Below are 20,517 nucleotides of genomic sequence, written 5' to 3'. Positions count from 1 at the left end.
TGGAACCGTGGTGTAGTTGGCCTAACATGCCTGCCTGTCACGCAGGAGATCGCGGGTTCGAATCCCGTCGGTTCCGCCATCTTTACAATTTTATCATGCGGAAGTGGCTCAGCGGTAGAGCATCGCCTTGCCAAGGCGAGGGTCGCGGGTTCGATTCCCGTCTTCCGCTCCAATATTTTGCGCCCTTAGCTCAGCTGGATAGAGCGTTTGACTACGAATCAAAAGGCCGGGAGTTCGAATCTCTCAGGGCGCGCCATTATAACTAAATTTAAACTATGCCGGCGTGGCGGAATGGCAGACGCGCTCGACTCAAAATCGAGTGGGAAACCGTGGAGGTTCGAGTCCTCTCGCCGGTATATATAACGGGATGTAGCTCAGCTTGGTAGAGCACCTGGTTTGGGACCAGGGGGTCGCATGTTCAAATCGTGTCATCCCGATTTCTAAAAATCACTATCTAATCAGATGGTGATTTTTTTGATTTTAGTAGATATTCACTTCATAAATTTGGATCTCTCGATTACCGCAACTTGTCAAGGTCAAGGCTTTCAAGAGTTTAAAGAGGTGGGTTTGCATAAAGGTTTCTCCATTAGGTCACAATAGGTTTAAAAAAGTGATTGAAGGGGTTTATGTGAATAGGTTCACCTTACGAAAACAATTAAAGAGACGCTGGCGGCGATGGAAACGAACGTTGTGGATGGTTGCCGCTATATGTGCAGTTACGATATTAGCATACCGTGGTTTATCTATATCAGCAGCAGTTGAGCGTTTACTAACAACCGATTTTGGTGAAGCCGTAAATGTTATGGGCCCAGTTAAACAGGATCAACGATCGGCACATGAGATTCAGGTGATTGTTGAGCAGCTTGAAACGGGTGCAGACCAATTAATACGTGTTGTTTTACAAACCAAATATATTTGTGGTGTTGAAACTGAACAGCTGGGGAGAATGGATATCCCTCAATTAAAAATGCTGCTTGCTCAACATCCAGAGTGGGAAGCAAAGGTTACTTCTTCGGATACGTTACATTTGAATCAAAGCGTGGATGATCTTTCACCTGTTTGTAAACAAGAAGCCTACATCAGTATCGATGCTACAGGTCATCTCAATCTGTATGAGGGCAAACCTGCTGAAGAGAATGTTATTCGTACGTTTTTTCAACTTGATGTAGATACATTGGAAAGTTCATTGCCTGAAGGAGTGCTGGAGCAATTGCAAGAAGGCATCCGAATACAGGATAAAGATGAATATGACAGTGTAATTTCGACGTTTAGTGACTTTGCTGTGGATGAAACGCATCATTTACTTCGAAATGGCGGATAAGCCAACCCGCATAAGGAATACAACTTTTAAGTCAAAGGTGTAGAGTTACCTTCGGGGAACGTGTATGAAGATAAGTGGATAGAAGAGAGGCTAGGGAAGGACATCGTGCGGATGTCCTTTTTGTCGTTTTTATAAGTTAACTCTTCTATAAAAATGAAAATTTTGAAGAAAAGTCACGAAATACGATAGGCTTTGGCAGAGACAAAGTTTTTCCTGCCGCAAGGCCTATCTTTTGTTATAATGAAATGAACGATACATATGTTCGCTTTTGTAAGGGAGAGATGGTTTTGCGTTTTTTGGGAATTGACCCGGGTATTGCGATTGTGGGGTTTGGTTTTGTAGATAAAATCGGGAACAAGGTTGTGCCCGTACAATATGGATGTATTCAGACGGAGGCACATACACCAGATGAGGATCGGCTTCTTCACGTATATGAGGGCATGGTGCAACTGATTGATAAGTATAAGCCAGATGCGGTCGCACTGGAGAAACTCTTTTTTAACCGTAATGTAACAACAGCGATGTCTGTCAGCCAGGCTCGAGGGGTCATGATTCTTGCTGCTGCTCAAAAAGGCCTGCCTATTGCGGAATATACCCCGATGCAGATCAAACAGGCGATTGTAGGCTATGGCAAGGCGGAGAAGAAACAAGTGCAGGAGATGGTCAAAATGTTCCTTCGTCTGCAGGTTGTGCCTAAACCCGATGACGTTGCAGATGCGCTGGCTGTTGCTGTTTGTCATGCACATTCTTATACATTAAATTCCAAGTTGAATGAGGTATTGCGAAAATGATTGATTTTCTAAGAGGACAGTTCATACATGTCGAGAGTGATTATATTGTTTTAGATGTGCATGGGGTGGGTTATCGTGTGTTCTGTCCGAACCCCTATGCGTTTGCCAAGCAGGAAGGCGAGATCATCGTGTACACCCATCATCATGTGCGTGAAGATGCGATGCTGTTATTTGGATTTGTGACGAGAGAGGAACAGCGTTTGTTCCGTAAATTGATTGAAGTATCTGGAATTGGGCCAAAAGTGGCGTTAGGTATTCTTGCCGGTGGTACACCTGATCATGTGGTTACAGCCATTTATCAGGAGAATCTGACATTCTTGACGAAACTACCAGGCATCGGAAAAAAAACAGCGCAACGTATGATTCTGGACCTGAAGGACAAATTGGATGGTTTCGGTACAGCAGCCTATGAAACGGGTCTCTTTGCACCACCATCCGAGGAGGTTGGAAGTGGGTCCTCATGGGATGAGGCGCGTGAAGGTCTGAAGGCGCTTGGATATACGGATAGTGAACTGGACAAAGTATGGCTCAAGCTGAAAAAAGATGTGACGACCGTAGATTCTGTAGATGTGTTGATGAAACGGGCACTGCAAATGTTATTTACGGGTTAATTTATATTTATTTGTATCGTCGTACTAGAGTTGTAACCTGCAAGAAAAGGGTGGGAAGAACATGGATGAACGGATTATATCCGCTAACCTGATGATGGAAGATCAGAACGTCGAATTAAGCCTTCGTCCCCGATATCTAAATGAATACATCGGGCAGAATCAGGTGAAGGAAAATCTTAAAATATATATTGAAGCCGCTAAATTGCGGAATGAAGCATTGGATCATGTGCTATTATACGGACCTCCGGGTCTAGGTAAAACAACACTCGCTAATATTATTGCAAATGAACTTGGCGTAAACCTGAGAACCACTTCAGGCCCTGCAATTGAACGTCCAGGTGATCTGGCAGCGCTGCTGACGAATTTGCAAGAGGGAGACGTGTTATTCATTGACGAGATCCATCGACTTCATCGTACCGTTGAAGAGGTGATGTATCCGGCGATGGAGGATTCTGCTCTGGATATTATGATTGGCAAAGGGCCAAGTGCACGTTCCGTTCGCTTGGACTTGCCTCCATTTACGTTAATAGGAGCTACGACACGCGCAGGACTTTTGTCAGCTCCGCTTCGTGACCGTTTTGGTGTGATTAGTCGTTTGGAGTTCTATACGGTTGATGAACTTGCGTACATCGTTTCACGATCCACTGATATTCTGGGTGTAGAGATTGTTGGGGATGCTGCGGAGGAGATTGCTTTGCGTTCACGAGGGACACCGCGGATTGCAAACCGATTATTGAAAAGAGTACGTGATTTTGCACAAGTACGCGGTGATGGCATTATTACACAAGCCCTGGCAGAAGAGGCGTTGCAACGCCTGCAGATTGATCCGCGTGGGTTAGACGATATCGACCACAAGATGCTCAAGTCTATGATTAACAGCTTCCGGGGAGGTCCTGTTGGACTGGATACGATAGCGGCTACCATTGGGGAAGAATCTCAGACGATTGAGGATGTGTATGAACCTTATCTGCTGCAGATCGGTATGATTCAGCGTACGCCAAGGGGGCGTGTAGTTACTGATCTAGCCTATCATCATCTTGGTTTGCCTATTCCGCCAAGAGACGGTAAGTAAGACTCGGCTTTTGCACGTCGTCTATGCGACAACCTTGAGAGAATAGATGAAGAAGACGACATTACCCGTTTATAAACAGTGAACGGAATTCCTAGATATTAAACAGGAAGTTGAAATTCCCGTGAAAACTGACCGATATAAAGTGAAGAACCTGTATGGAGAGGAGCCTGATTGTGGGAAAAGCAATACGCACGAAGAAGTGGAGTCGTCGATTGAAGGTACTGGCGGCTGCTCTGTTGACAGTGGGGAGCTTGCAAGTACCAGCTTTTGCGGCTGGTGATAATGCACAATTGATTCGAGTAGCGATGTTTGCGAATTTAGGGAGCACATATAAATCAACAACACCTCTAATTACACTTGAATCAGCAGGTTCATGGAGTATTCAGTCTGGTGGTGGTACCAATGTGACTCTTCCATCGGGGCAAACCCGTTTTAGTGCGGATGGATTCCGCGTAAAAGTATTGGAGACTGCTGATTTCACAACAGCCGCAGCGGCAGCAAAATTGCTTCAGGCTACGGCTGATAAACCTTTGCTGTATACGGTGACGTTTAATGGAAAAACACTGTATCAGCTATACACCGGCAATTACGGTACAGCAGCACTTGCAGGACAAGCCATTGCTCGGGTTCAAAAGACAGCTGCGACTCAATTAGCGGGACAGAAACCGGTTGTAACCGGAATCGAACGTCTGTCTTCGGGGAACTACACTTCTCTTCAGGAAGCAGAAGCAGCACAGTCAAGTTTGCTTGCAGCGGGATTTACAGCTTATCCTGTATTGCAACTAGATGGAAGCAATCAAACCTATACCGTATGGGTCGGTGAAGCGACATCTGCGACGGAGTTATCTACGTTGAAGCAACGTGTAGAATCCAGTGTATCTGGCATTAGCCTCTCTCCTGTAGGTAACAGTCCAGGTTTGATTATTCGTCAGGACGCAGGATTGAGTATGGATGCCTTTAAAACGGCTCCACATTACACGATTGCAGGCAATGACTCCAAGGTAATGATACAAGGAAGTGGCAACGGTATAAAAGTTGTAGAGCGCTCCCAGCGTACATATCGCGGAGATATGGAGATCAGCATCGTTAATGGGGATCTAGCTTTAGTTAACGTCGTGCCACTGGAACAGTACTTGTACTCGGTTGTTGGCGCAGAAGTGTATTCTTCTTGGCCAACGGAAGCACTTAAAGTGCAGGCGGTGGCTGCCCGTTCTTATGCGCTCCAGCAGGGCGAGCGTTTCAAGATCGCCAATGTTGTGGATACCACACTGAGTCAGGCATACAATGGAATGAACTCTGAGAACGACAAAGTAACGAGTGCGGTGGATGCAACGGCTGGAGAAGTGCTCAAAAGCGAAGGCAAAATTGTAGAAGCTGTATTTTCATCTAATGCTGGAGGACAAACGGCTCATCCTTCTGAAGTGTGGAACGGTGGGGCAGGCGTATTTACAAATGTGGACAGTCGTGGCGATCTGTCTGCGCAGGCTGGACTGCATACATGGTATCATGTGCTGATGAGTTCAGGTGTGAGTGGATATATACGTGAGGACAATGTAAAAGAATTAACAACGAAGACGGATGCTGGACTCTCCAAAGCAACCGTAACGGCTCAAAATACAAATCTTAGACCGATCCCGCTCATTCAATCCAATGTTGAGCCAGTTGCCAAAATCAATCCTGGAACGGAAGTTGTTGTATTGGCAAAAGTGGCTCAATCCAATGATTATGCATGGGTGAGAGGGCCGTTTACTTCGGCACAACTTGTCAAGACATTGCAAGGTAAGACAACTGTAGCCGCTCCAGCTTCCATATCAACGTTGGAAGTAACCAAGCGAGGACCTTCCGGACGAGCACTGGAAGTTACGGCCAACGGGCAACCGTTGACTGTTAAATATGCGGATACGTATCGCTCTGCACTCGGCGGATTACCAAGCACTTTATTTGATATTGCAGGGACCGGAAGTTATACTGTATTAGGCGCTGACGGTCAAAAAGTCAGCAAAACCGGATCACAGGGCGCTTCAATATTGTCTGCCTCAGGCACAGGCACCTCATCCAGCAACGCACTTGTTGTGATGAGTGCAGATGGTCAAGCGAGAGCCGTGACACAAGGCCAGACCTTTATGTTTATTGGTCAAGGGAATGGACATGGACTTGGCTTATCTCAATGGGGCGCCAAGGGTATGGCTGACGAAGGGTATGATTACCAGACGATATTGAAACACTATTATCAAAACGCAACTATTGTTAAGGAATAAAAGACAATGATTTATATAAGCTCGACTATATTTATTTACACATAAACGGAGAAGACAGAAAAAAACCTGAGAAAGCGAAGCGGTCGCCTTTATCACTGGATTTTCCCCTTGGGAAAGGGAGATAAAAAAATCCGGGGATAACAGCGATGGGAAGGTTGTTCTGTCATCGTAGTGTTCCGTGTGAAAATCTTTAGTTTAGCTTATATTAAAGTGAAAAAGAATATCAAAGCCTTAAGGAATGAATAGAACATGAATGTGAACTTATATGATTTTGAGTTACCAGAGGAATTAATCGCTCAGACACCGTTGCTGGATCGTACCGCTTCTCGTTTGCTTACTTTGAACAAAGAGACAGGGGAGGTTGCCCATCACCATTTCCCTCATATTATCGATGTACTGCAGCCTGGAGATACACTGATTCTGAATGATACACGTGTATTGCCTGCCCGCCTGTTTGGTACTAAAGCGGACACGGGGGCAAAAGCCGAGGTGCTTTTGCTTAAAAACGTCGAAGGTGATAAGTGGGAGGCACTCGTCAAGCCGGGCAAAAAGCTGAGAGCTGGCTCTGTCATTGTGTTTAGTGATGAATTAAAGGCTGTCATTAATGAAGTAGGTGAGATGGGCGCACGTACGTTAACGTTTGAGTACAATGGTATTTTCCAAGAGATTTTGGACCGCCTTGGTGAAATGCCGCTGCCACCCTACATCAAGGAAACGCTGGACGATCGAGAGCGTTACCAGACGGTATATGCCAAACATGAGGGCTCTGCAGCTGCACCGACAGCAGGTTTACACTTTACGGATGAGTTGCTGGATCAGATTCGCGCTAAAGGTGTGAACATTGGATTTATAACCCTGCATGTTGGGCTGGGTACGTTTAGACCGATGTCTGTTGACATGGTTGAGGATCATGTTATGCATGAGGAGTATTATTCTTTATCACAGGAAACGGCTGAACTGATTAATCAGACGAAAGAGCGTGGTAATAAGGTTTTTGCAGTGGGCACCACCAGTTGCAGAACGCTGGAGACGGTAGGAAGTAAATTTGAAGATGGTGTATTGCAGGAAAGTAGCGGCTGGACGAGCATTTTCATTTATCCTGGCTACTCCTTCAAGGTGATTGACGGAATGCTAACGAATTTTCATTTGCCCAAATCAACACTGGTGATGCTTGTTAGTGCTCTTGCAGGCCGAGAACACATTATGCATGCTTATGAGGAAGCCATCAAGGAGAAATATCGTTTCTTTAGCTTTGGCGATGCGATGTTGATTTATTAATAAACCGATTAACTTTTAGAGGATGATTATAACCAATGGCAGCAATTACGTACGAACATATCAAAACGTGTAAACAATCAGGTGCGCGTCTGGGACGTGTGCATACACCTCATGGTGTTATTGAGACTCCAACGTTCATGCCGGTTGGCACACAAGCAACGGTAAAAACGATGAGTCCCGAAGAATTGAAGGAAATGGATGCTCAGATTATTCTGAGTAATACGTATCATTTGTTCCTGAGACCGGGTCATGAAATTATCCGTCAAGCTGGCGGTTTGCATAAATTCATGAACTGGGATCGCCCTATTTTGACAGATAGCGGTGGTTTTCAGGTGTTCTCCCTTAGTGAGATGCGTAAAATTACCGAAGAGGGTGTACATTTCCGCTCCCATCTGAACGGTGACAAAAAGTTCCTTTCCCCGGAAGTGGCTATGGAAATTCAGAATGCTCTGGGATCAGATATTATGATGGCATTTGATGAATGTCCTCCATATCCAGCTGAATATGAATACGTTAAGAAATCACTCGAAAGAACAACTCGCTGGGCGGAGCGTTGTATTGAAAGTCATGCCCGTCCGCATGATCAAGGATTGTTTGCTATCGTACAGGGAGGCATGCACGAGGATCTCCGTCGTCAAAGCGCGGCTGATTTGACTTCCATGGATTTCCCGGGGTATGCTATTGGTGGACTGAGTGTTGGAGAACCGAAACATTTGATGTATGGTGTATTGGATTACACGGTGCCTTTGCTACCTTCCAATAAACCAAGGTATTTGATGGGGGTAGGTTCACCCGATGCATTGATTGAGGGATCGATTCGTGGAGTGGACATGTTTGACTGCGTGTTGCCAACCCGAATTGCCCGTAACGGAACAACGATGACAAGTCAGGGACGTCTGGTCGTTCGCAATGCCAAGTTTGCAACCGATTTTGGGCCGCTTGACCCGGAATGTGATTGCTACACTTGCCGCAACTATTCCAGAGCGTACTTGCGCCATCTGATCAAAGCAGATGAAACGTTTGGCTTGCGTCTCACAACGATCCATAATCTTCATTTCCTACAAAACTTGATGCGCAATGTGCGTAAAGCCATAATGGAAGATCGTTTGCTTGATTTCCGGGATGAATTTTTCGATCAATATGGTCTGCATGACAATGACAAAGGTTTCTGATTGAGGTTTTTGCGGAACCGATGCAACAAGCAGTAACTGTACGTATAGTCGATAAGGGGGAGTTTTGATGTTTCAGGGAATGCTTGCAACAACACCTAATGCTGGTGGTGGAATTTTTTCGTTGATCGTACCTTTGGTACTAATGGTCGCGATTTTCTACTTCCTGATGATTCGCCCACAGAACAAAAAGCAAAAAGCACGTAATGCGATGTTGGGCCAGTTGAAAAAAGGCGATAAAATTGTAACGATCGGTGGTCTTCACGGTACGATTGCTGAAATTACAGACGACGTGGTGGTATTACGTGTAAATGACGTTACCAAGCTTACGTTTGACCGTAATGCGATTAGCAGCGCTGTAAGTCGTGAAACGGCTGAATAATGGTATACATGATGAGAATATGCGCGGGCATATTCCCGAACAGAGAATCGGATCTGAAGTAGATCCGGTTCTCTTTTTTTTGTGAGTTGATTATGAGCGTTGTGTGTTGACTCCAAAGATACCGCCAAGAGCCGAGATAAAGAATGCGCTAAGGAGTTGCAAGCTGTCTTTCCAGTTAAATGAAGCGTCCAGTGCCAAGAATCCGATGAGCAACACGAGAAGCCCATAAACGATCCCTGTGAAGCCACCGTAATACCATCCTTTCTCACCCGAACGTTTCCCCGCAATGAAACCACCGATGAGCAATGACAAAACGTGAACAACATAGGTATAGGTGGAAAGATCCTGTTCTCGCATGCCGCTCATCCACAGGAATAAAGAAAGAATTAATGCTCCGATAAACATCCAGACAAAAGCGTGACAGAGGCCAGACAGAATTGGGTTGGACATCCGAAATGAGAACAAGCGGCGAATCAATTGCATAAAGCAACCCCCTTGTACAAGTTTGAAATTATTACAGTGTATGGTCAAGCCTTCTGACTTATGAACCGATTTCCATTAAATGAACGGATTATTTCTGCATGAGCATGTGAGGTTCAGGTCAAAATAGGGATTGCACTTCAGATCTCTGTACAATGCTGAAATTCGAAGGAGGTTCCTGTTATGAATTTCACTGATTTTGGCCCTCACATATATCGAACCATACTCATGTATTTCCTGGTGTATTGCGCCATTCGTGTGATGGGTAAACGTGAGATCGGCAAATTATCTATGTTTGATCTGGTCGTGTCCATCATGCTTGCCGAGATGGCAGCTTTTGTGATTGAGGATATCAAAAAACCGCTATCTCATGGTATTGCTCCGATGCTGACCGTCATTGTTATGCAAATCGGGATGGCTTATGTCGGGTTGAAAAGCCGCAAGCTTCGTCTGATGATCGATGGAAAACCTACGGTTTTAATCTCCAAAGGCAAGCTTCATCGTGATGAAATGCGCAAGCAACGTTACAATCTGGATGATCTGTTACTGCAGCTTCGGGAACAAAATATTGACAGCATCGGTGATGTAGATTTTGCGCTCCTGGAAACAACCGGGAAATTGACTGTATTTCCGAAAGATCAGAGCTCTGATGGCTCTGCTTCCAGTTCCAGTTCCGGTTCCAGTTCTTCCAATTCATCTGCACGGCAAAAAGAAAATGTTAAGCTGAAAGGTTTCCCCAACATTAAATATGAGGGTTTACCCGTGCCCCTGATTATGGATGGGAAAGTACAGGATGAGAATTTGGAAATGATCGAGAAAACACGTTTCTGGTTAAAAAATCAAATTCAACAAAAAGGCATTAACGATTTTAAAGATGTGTTTATATGCTCAATTGATCACAATGGCAAGTTATATATAAGTGCTCGTGAAGACAAAAAATAAAACTATTTTTTTTCAGATCGACGTTTGAACCATGAGCCAATGAGGGGAGCACGTGATAGATCATGAAAGTCGATCATTTTGGTTAAACCCATGACCATAAAGTAAACAAGCAGACCGGCGGAAGTCGCAAGGATCATTCGAAACCAGAACGGAAATAGCGCAGCTGTGTGTTCGTAGATAAGCAAGGTTGCAGCTCCCATGATGAACATGCCAGCTCCGGTTTTGACCCAATCCATCAGCTTGAAACGGAAATTTAATAACCGGCGCACACTGCCCGCGTGTAGCAAAGTTACAACCATCGAATTAATACAGATGGCAATAACGGCACCGAATATACCGTATTCGGGCTGCGAAGCCAGCATCAGAATTAATGAAATTTTGATGACAGCACCGATAAACGTGTTTAATAATGCTTTACCCGGACGGTCGAGCGCCTGCAGCGCAGCTTGTAGTGGGGCTTGAATATAGATAAACAAGGCAAAAGGAGCCATCAGCTTTAGCATGCTTCCAATCGATGCATCATCATAGAGCAGCAGACACATCGGTTCGGCAAGCACATACATAAAAACAGAAAAGGGTGCACCAGTGACTAGAGCTAGCCGCAGAGCCTGGTGCATTCTTTTATGAATGAGCGCACGGTCACCATTGGCTGAAGCTTCTGACAGAGAGGGCACGAGTGATGTTGCGAGAGAAGAAGTCAGTGCTCCCGGAAGTAGCAACAGTGGGATTACCATTCCTTGTAATGCACCATATTGAGCTGTAGCTAGCCCTTTAGCAATACCGGCAATGGCGAGACTCTGGGCTGTCACGATCGTTTCAGCGAGATAGGATAAAGAACCGACAAGACGACCTGCTGTAACAGGGACAGATATAGCCAGCAAACGGTGGATCAATCCTCTCTGGGAAGGGGCAGACACTGTAGAAAACTCATCTTTCTCTAGCACTTTGGAATGGTCATCTTGTAAAGACCCTGTTGAAGGAGAAGGAACCTGCTTTATACGGTTTATACGACTACGACGAGAAAGGGGCAATTCTTTTTTAAACTTTGCATAATTCCACAGCAGAACCAGCATACCGGCGAGTTCCCCAACCATAGCACCGAGCATTGCCCCAGCGGCTGCATGTTCAATCCCTTTAGGTAACAAAAGCCATGCAAACCAGATCACAAAAATGATACGGATGATGGTTTCAGTAATGGATGAAATCGCTGTAGGCATCATATTTTGCTTACCTTGGAAATACCCCCTGTACACCGCTGAAACTGCGATTATAGCAATCATGGGGCTCATACTGACAAACGTATGATATACGCGCTCATCTGTGAGGACATATTGGGTGATCCATGGGGCAAACAGGATGCATAAAAACATAAAAACGACACCGAGAGTAAGCGTGAAGCTAAGGCTGATCTGCAAAATACGTTGTGGCGAATAACGGTTAGCACCCGTCTCGGCTTCGGCGACAAGCTTGGCCACAGCTAAAGGAATACCTCCGGTAATCAGTGTCACCAGCACGATGAAAAAGGGATAGCTCAGTTGATAGATACCTACACCCTCTGCACCGATTACTCGTGGCAGTGCGATTCGTGGAATGAAGCCGAGAATCCGGTTGATAATGCCTGCCGCGAGCAGGATCATGGCCCCCTGAATAAATGTCTGTTTCTTCAAAACTACCCCTCTTTCCCGGTTGAAGGTACAGGTTATCCTCATTGAAGGAACTGGTTATCTCATTAATGGGACAAAGCCGTTGTACTTCATCCTATGCCGGTCTTTCATCATCTCATGACAACTTGGACACGATTAACAAAAAGAACCATAAACGAGAAGAAGGAATATGAAAGGGTGAGGTCGAATGATGTAGTATTGGTGCCGCATAAAGGCTCGGATGTAAGAAGGGAGGCTCCCCGTTGGAAGAAATGAATGATGTGGAGTTGGAACAGTCAATAGAGATACTCTGCCGAAGTAAGGCGGAGGAATTAAGGCTTGTCGGTTACGAATATGTCACCAGCCAAGATGTCTGGAATTGTGTCAGTCATAAATACGAAAAACAGGGTATTCCACCGCTTCACCAACTGGTGAACGACATATTGTCACTGAAAGCAACAAGCTTTATGAACTTTATGACGGTGTCTGCATACCGGGGGTCCACTTTCTAGTTGAAAGGGATCTTTTTTGTTGAAAATTGACTGCTTTTTACGGCATCGCTATAATAGGAATATTGAGAACGAAAGGGGATCTAGGAACGGCATGAAAAGAATTATCAGTTTCATTCTGGTCGTGCTTGTCACCACAGGGGTTATGGTGGGTACAAGCCCGGAGCTGCTCAAAAATATACGCTTGGGCCTTGATTTAAAAGGAGGCTACGAGATCTTATATGAAGCAGAGCCGCTCGAAGCAGGGCAACAACTCAGCAAAGCTTCCTTGGTGCAAACAGCCAAAAGCCTCGAAAGCCGTGCCAATGCGCTCGGAACAAGTGAGCCGGAAGTAACTACAGAAGGAACCAACCGGATTCGGTTGAAACTGGCAGGGGTTACAGATGAGGCTGAGGTTAGAGCCAAAATGAAAGAACCCGCTGTTCTGACATTCCGGAGTAAAGCACCGGATGACAAAGAAGGCGAGTACTCCAAAATTGAGCTTCGCGGTAATGAGTTTGTCGAAAATGCAGCGAAGGTGGTCTTCACTCAATTAAATGAGCCGATGATCGACATTAAAGTAAAAGACAAAGCCAAGTTTTCTGAAATCACAAAACGTCTGATCAATAAACCTCTTGCGATCTATCTGGATGATCAATTGCTGTCAGCACCCGAAGTTAGACAACAATTGACTGACGGATCCGCTCAAATCTCAGGTTCCTATACACGTGAAGAAGCGAATCAGCTTCGTGATACTATTAACCTGGGTGCACTGCCGCTGAAACTTACGGAGAAATACTCCCAAAGTGTAGGCGCAACGCTCGGTAAGTTGTCTCTGGATCAGACGATCAAAGCCGGTTTGATTGGCTCTGTCATCATCCTGATCTTCATGATTGGACTGTATCGCATCCCAGGTATCATCGCGAGCTTTGCACTGATCACCCATACATGGTTAGTCCTTGCCATTTTCTATCTTGGAGAATTCGTGCTTACCCTACCGGGGATTGCAGCCTTTATTCTGGGTATAGGTATGGCGGTTGATGCAAACATCATTACGTACGAACGGATTAAGGAAGAGATGCGTAGCGGCAAATCCATTTTGTCATCCGTTAAAGCCGGCGGTAAACATTCCTTCCGTACGATTATTGACTCCAATATCACAACCATTATTGCGGCAGCTGTAATGTTCTTCTTGGGTACTGGTGCAGTTAAAGGTTTTGCACTCGTACTGATTTTCGATATTGTGACCAGTATCATCACGAATATTTTCTTCTCCCGCTTCCTGTTAGTCCTGCTTGTACGGGGTAACGTAGTCAAGAAGCCTAAGTATTTCGGAGTGAAGGAGAGTGAAATTCGTGCGCTTTAATTGGAATTATGATTACGTAAAAGGCAGTAAATTTGCCTATATCTTTTCGATCATTTTGACGGTGGCGGGGATCGTAAGTATTCTCGGACTGGGGCTTAATTACGCAGTTGATTTCAAATCAGGTTCCAACGTAGATATTACGGTATCCAAAGCGATTACTACAGAGCAAATTAATCCAATCATCAAGAACATGGGTGTAAATGAAGGTGATGTACACATCACGCCTGGCGCAGATCGGGTCAATGTTCGTTTTTCCAATGTACTGGATGAAAATATGGAGAGCAAATTCAAGCAGGAATTTAGCAAGCTGGACTCCACAGCTTCTTATGAGGTCAACACCGTTGATCCGGAGATGGCGAAGGAACTGGAGCGCAACGCGATCTATGCCGTTCTCATTGCGAGTATCGGGATTATGATCTATGTGGCTATCCGTTTTGAATGGCGCTTTGGTCTTGCAGCTGTTATTGCACTCTTCCATGATGCATTTGTCGTTATCAGTGTATTCTCCATCTTCCGATTGGAAGTGGATTTGACTTTTATTACAGCAGTGCTGACGATTGTCGGTTTCTCGATCAACGATACCATCGTTATCTTTGACCGGATTCGTGAAAATCTGCGTTTTGCCAAAAAGACAACAAAAGCCGATTTACGTGAGGTTGTGAATCATAGTTTGGCTCAAACGATGACCCGTTCATTGAACACAACGTTTACGGTATTTGCTGCTTCGATCTGTTTGTTCATCTTTGGCGGAGAGTCCATTCGTATGTTCTCTCTTGCAATGGTCATCGGAACATTGTTCGGTGCTTATTCTTCAATCTTCATTGCTGCTCCACTCTGGTTGGTGCTTAAAGGTAAACAAATTAGCAAACCTAAAACAGCGGCAAAAGCTTCTAACTAAACATCGGAATGTAAAGCCGCGTCTGCCAGGCGCGGTTTTGCAACGTTAAGTACAGAATTAAGGGGGAATCAACATGACAAGAGAAGCTGGTCGGTCCGCACAAGCGGCAACATGGAGCGGGATCGTCGGAAACTTGGCACTTGCAGTCATCAAAACAGGAGTAGGATACATGGCGAATAGTAAATCTTTATTGGCCGATGGTTTGTATTCTGCTTCTGAAGCTGCCTCTTCTCTGGTTGCTCTTTTTCCCTCACGATCTGTACAACCCAAAGGCAAGATACAAAAGGAGCGGCTAAGAGAACATGCAAGGGCTGCGAAACCGGGCATGACGGTTCTGCTAGCGGTGCTTATTTTGATGGGAGGCCTACAGCTGGCTATCTCCGCATTAAGCAGCCTATCAAGTGGTCAACTCGAAGCACCTGGAAAGTCTGTTCTTTTGGTAGCTGTTGCTGCGTTAGCTGTGAAAGAAGCTATATTTCAATTTCAGTACCGATATTTCCGTAAACGAAATCAGTCCCAAGCTATGTCGTATGCCTTGCAACACCGACGTGCATTATATTGTTCACTAGCGGTTTTAATAGGTATTATCGGCGCGATGGCAGGGGAAGAAACCGGTTTGAGTCTGCTGTTGTATCTTGATCCAACCGCTGCTCTTATTGCTTCCGGTTTCATTTTGTATAAAGGGTATCGAATGATTGTAGACACGGTCTACGGTTCACTTGTTCAAGAACTTGAGCAGGAGGATGCTACGGACTACAAAGAAACAGTACAACGGGTATACGGTATTATCACGATTGAACATTTGGTTGCACGGGAGCAGGAACATGATGTTACCATTGAGTTAGTTGTTAGTGTGAATCCCAGAATCTCCATATTGGAGGCGCAAGAAATTGCAAACCGAGCCAAGACATTGCTGTTAACACGTTTTAGTCATGTAAAAGAAGTTCAGATCCAGGCTATACCCTATGACCCTGGATATCCTTATAAATCCAATCATGAACTGCCTGATCATGAAGCGACATTAATTCAGTGATGGCGCTGGGATCTCGTAGATCAGGAAAGGAGCGTTAGCGTTGCTATATTCGCAATATCGGTGGAATACACCACATATCAATCTGGAGGCGGCTGCGGCACTATCGCAGGCGCTTTCCGTTTCCCCTCTAGTAGGACGTTTGCTTGTAAGCCGAGGTGTGCACAATGAAGAGGGGGCAGAACGTTTTTTACATCCTGATTTGAATCAGATGCATGATCCTTATCTGCTACTAGGCATGAGTGAGGCCATTCCTCGAATCAAGCTGGCATTGGAGCGAGAAGAACATATTTTAATTTATGGAGATTATGATGCTGATGGAGTATCCAGTACATCGCTCATGATCCATCTGATGCGTCATTTGGGGGCCTCATACGATATCTATATTCCTCATCGCTCGAATGAAGGTTACGGTCTTCATAATCATGCTTTGGATTGGGCTCAACAGCAAGGGGTTACATTAATTATTACTGTCGATACGGGAATCAGCGCTGTAGAACAGATTGCATATGCGGCAACACTGGGGATAGAAGTCATTGTGACGGATCATCACGAACCCCCTGAGGTTTTGCCAGAGGCGTACGCACTGATTAATCCTAAACTACCGGGGTGTCCGTATCCGTTCAAGGGCCTGGCTGGGGCTGGTGTAGCGTTGAAGGTTGCTCAGGCATTGATCGGTGAGGTGCCAGGTGAATGGATGGAGATTGCGGCGATTGGAACGGTAGCTGATTTGATGCCGCTTGAGGGCGAGAATCGAGTGATCGTCAGTTACGGGATTGAATCTATGAGAGGTTCCAAACTTCCTGGAGTTAGTGCCTTACTTGAGATTAGTGGTGTGGATCAAAGCCAGGTGACATCCATTAACATTGCTTTTGCCATGGCTCCACGTATTAATGCTAGCGGCCGATTAGATCATGCGGGAAGAGCGGTATCGCTGCTCACGACGGAAGATTTGGATGAAGCTCATACCCTTGCGGGACAGCTGGATCTACTCAATCGAGAGCGGCAACAAGTCGTGGAGGGTATTCTACAGGAAGCGACAGCACAACTGGAGCAGAAAATTGAGCAACGTTCCGGAGCTGTGCCGGATGTTATCGTACTGGCGGGTGAAGGCTGGAACGTCGGTGTAGTCGGCATTGTGGCTTCCAAGTTGCTGGAGCGATACTATCGTCCAACACTAATTCTGGGGATTGATCCCGAGAGTGGCGTCTGCAAAGGATCCGCGCGTTCCATTGAGGGTCTGGATATTTATGAGGCACTTACCGTGAACAAAAACAGTATGGATCATTATGGTGGACATCCTGCGGCTGCAGGAATGACGTTGCATCGTGATCAATTGGAAGAGCTTGAGGCGGGTTTAAATGAATATGCCGCGACGGTACTAACAGAAGAAGACTTTGTACCTCAGCGCTTGGCTGATGATGAATGCAGAATTAGTGATGTGCCCCTCAAGGTGATTCAGGAGATTGACCGATTACAGCCGTTTGGTATGAGTAATCCATCGCCACGTTTTGTATTGAGAAAGGTGACTGTCAAGGAAACCAGAACCATGGGACGGGAAAAGCGCCATTTGAAGCTGGTTCTTGAACAAGACGGTCAGCAGTTGGAAACTGTTGCTTTTGGTAAGGGAGCACTGGCTGAATTTCTCTCCCCCGGTTCTGTCATCGATGTGATGGGGGAACTGTCGATCAATGAATGGAATGGCATGAGAAAGCCACAGATGATGCTTCAGGACATCCACGTTCCTGGGTCACAAGTGTTTGATATGCGTGGACATGCTGAGCCGCTGATCGCAATGAAGCACTTCCTGAGTGCGCTTGACGTACATCTGCGATATAAAGCGGGGTCGATTGGGGCCATTGTTCGAAAAGAAACCAATGTTTCTGAGGGAAATTCATTGTATGAACCGTGCCTTTGGGTATATGATAGAAAGGTCGGGTTATTTCCGTGTAATGCTGCCGCAGAGCAGTATGGGCAGGAAGAAGTCCGGACGTTATTTGTGTTTGATACGCCGGAAACTCCGGAACAACTTGATGCAATGCTGGCTTTGTTCAGCGGAGCCGAGAATATCATCCTTCTGCATGGATCAGGCAACCGTCGAGACCGACTTCAGATGCCTTCCAGAGAACTGTTTAAGCGATTTTATATGCTGGTGTTCAAATGGAAAGCGGAACCTGTGGAGGAACAAGAGATAACTCCTGTGCTCAGTCGTCAGTGTGGTTGTTCTACGCGTATGATCACGATGATGCTTGATGTTTTTGAAGAGCTGGCCTTTATTACTCGGAAGGACGGCAAAATCGTGGTTGCGGAAAGCCCGCCAAAACGTGATTTAACTTCAGCACGTCATTATCAGGCGCTGGAAAACATGGCCGAGACAGAACAGGTGATGCTAGATGCAGCTACACCTCAACTGACACAATGGATGGTATCCCGGATGAAGGGCGTATCTTAGATGGAAGTTTGTGTATTTATTTTAGGAGGAGATTATTTTGGATTTTAAAGAGTATATTCGTGTCATTCCTGACTTTCCACAACCGGGAATCAGCTTCAAGGACATTACAACATTGTTGAAAGATGGAGAAATGTACCGCAATGCGATCAATGAACTGAAACAGATGGTATCTGAACTGAAAATTGATGTCATTGCTGGACCTGAAGCACGCGGTTTCGTTGTGGGCGCCCCACTGGCATACGCTCTTGGCGTTGGTTTTGCTCCAATTCGCAAAAGTGGAAAATTGCCTGGAGCGACAATTGAAGCAGGGTATGATCTCGAATATGGCAAGGATACACTTGCAATGCATACAGATGCAATCGAGAAAGGGCAAAATGTCCTGATCGCAGATGATCTGCTCGCAACGGGTGGAACCATTGCAACTTCCATTAATCTGATTGAACAATTGGGCGGTAATGTGGTAGGTGCTGCATTCCTGATTGAATTGACAGATCTGAATGGCCGCGGCAAATTGCCTGAGAATATGAGTGTATTTACGTTGATGAACTACTAAACGTAAATCAAAACTCATGAGTTGCTGTGAGTTATGAAAGTTGACTTCCCAAGTTTCCCGGGAAATAATATACAGCATTAATGATTAGCAAAAAGCCTGCTTCTCCAACGTCTTAAGTTGGGGAGGCAGGCTTTTTGAATTTACTTTTTTTGAAGAAGAAATACGTTCTCTATATTGAGATAAAGCAAACGCGAACTTGCATTCTTTTCATGTGATGCTTAGTCAGGTGTTTTTTCGATAATTGGTTGTTTCTTACTGTCTTCGTTCAATAAACCAAGTACCTCGAACAATTTGAACAACAGACTGAGAAGCATTCCAGCAATCGTAGCCAGTGCCATGCCTTTCAGATGTACACCATAGAAGGAAACTTCCGTACCGCTAAGCCCGATAACCAATACGAGTGTAGTCAGGAGCAGATTTGTCGGTTTAGCGAAATCCACTTTTTGTTCGACCAAGATGCGTAGACCGGAAGCCGCAATGACTCCGAACAGAAGCAGGGAGACACCACCCATAACCGGTACTGGAATGTTCGCAATAAGTGCTGAGAACGTGCCGGAGAAAGAGAGCAGGATGGCAATGACCGCTGCACCACCGATAACATAAATGGAGTAGACACGAGTCAGAGCCATAACACCGATGTTTTCGCCATATGTCGTATTCGGTGTGGATCCCACGAAACCGGACAGAATCGTAGACACACCATTACCAAGCAAGGAACGATGCAGTCCAGGGTCTTTGGACAAATCTTTGCCCACAATGCTGCTGGTGACAAGTAGATGCCCGATATGTTCGACGATAACGACGAGTGCTACCGGTAAAATCGTGAAGATGACGGACCAATCAAATGTAGGTGTAGTTATGGTTGGCAGAGAGAGGAAATCTGCGTTAGCAATTTTATCTGTGTTCACTTCTTTTAAAAAGTACCCGAGGGCATAACCGGACACAATACCGATCAGGATATGAATAATTTTAGGAAAGCCGCGGAAGGTTACAGCACCGATGACGGTGATTCCTAACGTGACCATGGATAAAATAATAGGTTTGGCTTGAGGAACCCAACCGGGGTTGTTCACAGGGTCAGAATTAATGAGACCCGCCATTCCGGCGGCGACAGGTACAAGCTCCAGACCAATCAAGGCAACGATCGCGCCCATTACTGCTGGCGGAAATACAACGTTAATCCAGCCTGTGCCGGCATATTTTATAATGAGTGCAACGAGGCAAAACACGACTCCTGTTACGATAAAAGCTGCGAGAGCCATGGAGTAACCATTCTCTGGATGGCCTTTCAAAACAGCCATAACCGGTGCAATAAAAGCAAAGCTTGATCCGAGATATGCGGGGATTTTTCCTTTACACATCAGAATGTACAATAGCGTACCAATTCCGTTCATCAACAGAATCATGCTAGGGTCCACTCCGAACAGGTTAGGTACAAGTACTGTACTGCCAAACATAGCGAACAAATGTTGCAAACTCAATAATGCACCTGGGCCAAAAGGCATCTTCTGATTAACTTGAATTTCGCGTTGCAACGAATCTCATCTCCTTTTCCGATACACAAACTTTCAATAGATTACAGAGTTTCTTCCAAATTAGCAATAACAATTTTCAGGATTGGACTGTAAATCACTTATTTTCTCAGATTTCCCTTCTATTTCAGCAATTATCGGCAATAATGGATAACAACGGAGACTTTTTAAAAATTGGATAAACGCTCTTATTCGTCAGCAGTTGACGAGAAACGGGCAAGGCGTCATAATTATAGGAAATTACTTTTACG

Annotated in this window: 18 protein-coding genes and 5 tRNA genes; 20 read left to right on the top strand and 3 right to left on the bottom strand. The window is 45.4% G+C overall.

The window, feature by feature from the left end; genetic code table 11:
• Position 1 precedes the first annotated feature (1 nt).
• From BLQ13_RS02550 to yajC, 13 genes are all read left to right on the top strand, one after another.
• Positions 2 to 79, top strand: a tRNA-Asp gene (locus BLQ13_RS02550).
• Between the two features lie 18 nt (positions 80 to 97).
• Positions 98 to 172: transfer RNA gene (locus tag BLQ13_RS02545), tRNA-Gly, on the top strand.
• 7 nt (positions 173 to 179) lie between these two features.
• Positions 180 to 256 (top strand) — tRNA-Arg (locus tag BLQ13_RS02540).
• 21 nt (positions 257 to 277) lie between these two features.
• Positions 278 to 356, top strand: a tRNA-Leu gene (locus BLQ13_RS02535).
• 7 nt (positions 357 to 363) lie between these two features.
• A tRNA-Pro gene (locus BLQ13_RS02530) sits at positions 364 to 437 on the top strand.
• Between the two features lie 191 nt (positions 438 to 628).
• Complete coding sequence (locus tag BLQ13_RS02525; protein ID WP_139168842.1) at positions 629 to 1,321, top strand: BofC C-terminal domain-containing protein; 693 nt, start codon at positions 629 to 631, stop codon at positions 1,319 to 1,321.
• A 287-nt stretch (positions 1,322 to 1,608) separates the two neighbouring features.
• A complete protein-coding gene (ruvC, locus tag BLQ13_RS02520) occupies positions 1,609 to 2,112 on the top strand; it encodes a crossover junction endodeoxyribonuclease RuvC (protein ID WP_090915614.1) in 504 nt (167 codons plus the stop codon).
• Positions 2,109 to 2,723: a Holliday junction branch migration protein RuvA gene (ruvA, locus tag BLQ13_RS02515; RefSeq protein ID WP_090915612.1), complete on the top strand. Its 615-nt coding sequence runs from the start codon at positions 2,109 to 2,111 to the stop codon at positions 2,721 to 2,723. The genes ruvC and ruvA overlap by 4 nt, the downstream gene beginning before the upstream one ends.
• A 61-nt stretch (positions 2,724 to 2,784) precedes the next feature.
• Positions 2,785 to 3,795: a Holliday junction branch migration DNA helicase RuvB gene (gene ruvB / locus BLQ13_RS02510; RefSeq protein ID WP_090915609.1), complete on the top strand. Its 1,011-nt coding sequence runs from the start codon at positions 2,785 to 2,787 to the stop codon at positions 3,793 to 3,795.
• 173 nt (positions 3,796 to 3,968) lie between these two features.
• On the top strand, positions 3,969 to 6,053 hold the full coding sequence (locus BLQ13_RS02505; RefSeq protein ID WP_090915607.1) for a SpoIID/LytB domain-containing protein: 2,085 nt from the start codon (positions 3,969 to 3,971) through the stop codon (positions 6,051 to 6,053).
• A gap of 249 nt (positions 6,054 to 6,302) precedes the next feature.
• Entirely contained in the window at positions 6,303 to 7,331 is a 1,029-nt protein-coding gene (gene queA / locus BLQ13_RS02500) for a tRNA preQ1(34) S-adenosylmethionine ribosyltransferase-isomerase QueA (protein ID WP_090915606.1), read from the top strand.
• 35 nt (positions 7,332 to 7,366) lie between these two features.
• Positions 7,367 to 8,503 (top strand): tRNA guanosine(34) transglycosylase Tgt, encoded by a 1,137-nt coding sequence (tgt, locus tag BLQ13_RS02495; protein WP_090915605.1) that lies wholly within the window; start codon positions 7,367 to 7,369, stop codon positions 8,501 to 8,503.
• Positions 8,504 to 8,570: 67 nt separating this feature from the next.
• Positions 8,571 to 8,882: a preprotein translocase subunit YajC gene (yajC, locus tag BLQ13_RS02490; RefSeq protein ID WP_090915603.1), complete on the top strand. Its 312-nt coding sequence runs from the start codon at positions 8,571 to 8,573 to the stop codon at positions 8,880 to 8,882.
• Between the two features lie 90 nt (positions 8,883 to 8,972).
• Here the strand turns inward: yajC and BLQ13_RS02485 are convergent, their stop codons facing one another.
• Positions 8,973 to 9,365 (bottom strand): TIGR04086 family membrane protein, encoded by a 393-nt coding sequence (locus tag BLQ13_RS02485; protein ID WP_090915601.1) that lies wholly within the window; start codon positions 9,363 to 9,365, stop codon positions 8,973 to 8,975.
• A 180-nt stretch (positions 9,366 to 9,545) separates the two neighbouring features.
• Between BLQ13_RS02485 and BLQ13_RS02480 the strand changes: the two genes are divergently transcribed.
• Entirely contained in the window at positions 9,546 to 10,304 is a 759-nt protein-coding gene (locus tag BLQ13_RS02480) for a YetF domain-containing protein (protein WP_090915599.1), read from the top strand.
• 2 nt (positions 10,305 to 10,306) lie between these two features.
• Here BLQ13_RS02480 and BLQ13_RS02475 read toward each other — a convergent pair whose 3' ends face one another.
• Positions 10,307 to 11,971: a putative polysaccharide biosynthesis protein gene (locus BLQ13_RS02475; RefSeq protein WP_090915597.1), complete on the bottom strand. Its 1,665-nt coding sequence runs from the start codon at positions 11,969 to 11,971 to the stop codon at positions 10,307 to 10,309.
• A 248-nt stretch (positions 11,972 to 12,219) separates the two neighbouring features.
• Between BLQ13_RS02475 and BLQ13_RS02470 the strand changes: the two genes are divergently transcribed.
• The 6 genes from BLQ13_RS02470 to BLQ13_RS02445 all read left to right on the top strand — a co-directional run bounded on the left by BLQ13_RS02470 (position 12,220) and on the right by BLQ13_RS02445 (position 18,734).
• Positions 12,220 to 12,459, top strand: coding sequence for a post-transcriptional regulator (locus BLQ13_RS02470; RefSeq protein ID WP_090915725.1), 240 nt, complete (start codon positions 12,220 to 12,222; stop codon positions 12,457 to 12,459).
• 91 nt (positions 12,460 to 12,550) lie between these two features.
• Positions 12,551 to 13,801 carry a protein translocase subunit SecD gene (secD, locus tag BLQ13_RS02465; RefSeq protein ID WP_090915595.1) on the top strand — a complete coding sequence of 417 codons (1,251 nt, stop codon included), beginning with the start codon at positions 12,551 to 12,553 and terminating at the stop codon, positions 13,799 to 13,801.
• The gene (secF, locus tag BLQ13_RS02460; protein WP_090915593.1) at positions 13,791 to 14,699 is read left to right on the top strand and encodes a protein translocase subunit SecF; all 909 of its coding nucleotides are present in this window, start codon (positions 13,791 to 13,793) and stop codon (positions 14,697 to 14,699) included. Before secD ends, secF begins: the two co-directional genes overlap by 11 nt.
• A 73-nt stretch (positions 14,700 to 14,772) precedes the next feature.
• A complete protein-coding gene (locus BLQ13_RS02455; protein ID WP_090915591.1) occupies positions 14,773 to 15,732 on the top strand; it encodes a cation diffusion facilitator family transporter in 960 nt (319 codons plus the stop codon).
• A 40-nt stretch (positions 15,733 to 15,772) separates the two neighbouring features.
• A complete protein-coding gene (gene recJ / locus BLQ13_RS02450) occupies positions 15,773 to 18,181 on the top strand; it encodes a single-stranded-DNA-specific exonuclease RecJ (protein ID WP_090915588.1) in 2,409 nt (802 codons plus the stop codon).
• Positions 18,182 to 18,218: 37 nt separating this feature from the next.
• The gene (locus tag BLQ13_RS02445) at positions 18,219 to 18,734 is read left to right on the top strand and encodes an adenine phosphoribosyltransferase (RefSeq protein ID WP_090915586.1); all 516 of its coding nucleotides are present in this window, start codon (positions 18,219 to 18,221) and stop codon (positions 18,732 to 18,734) included.
• A 218-nt stretch (positions 18,735 to 18,952) separates the two neighbouring features.
• Here BLQ13_RS02445 and uraA read toward each other — a convergent pair whose 3' ends face one another.
• Positions 18,953 to 20,269 (bottom strand): uracil permease, encoded by a 1,317-nt coding sequence (uraA, locus tag BLQ13_RS02440; protein WP_090915584.1) that lies wholly within the window; start codon positions 20,267 to 20,269, stop codon positions 18,953 to 18,955.
• Positions 20,270 to 20,517: the final 248 nt, after the last annotated feature.

The sequence above is a fragment of the Paenibacillus polysaccharolyticus genome (genome assembly GCF_900102085.1).
In the GTDB taxonomy this organism is placed as follows: domain Bacteria; phylum Bacillota; class Bacilli; order Paenibacillales; family Paenibacillaceae; genus Paenibacillus; species Paenibacillus polysaccharolyticus.
This window is presented reverse-complemented; position numbering and strand designations above follow the sequence as displayed.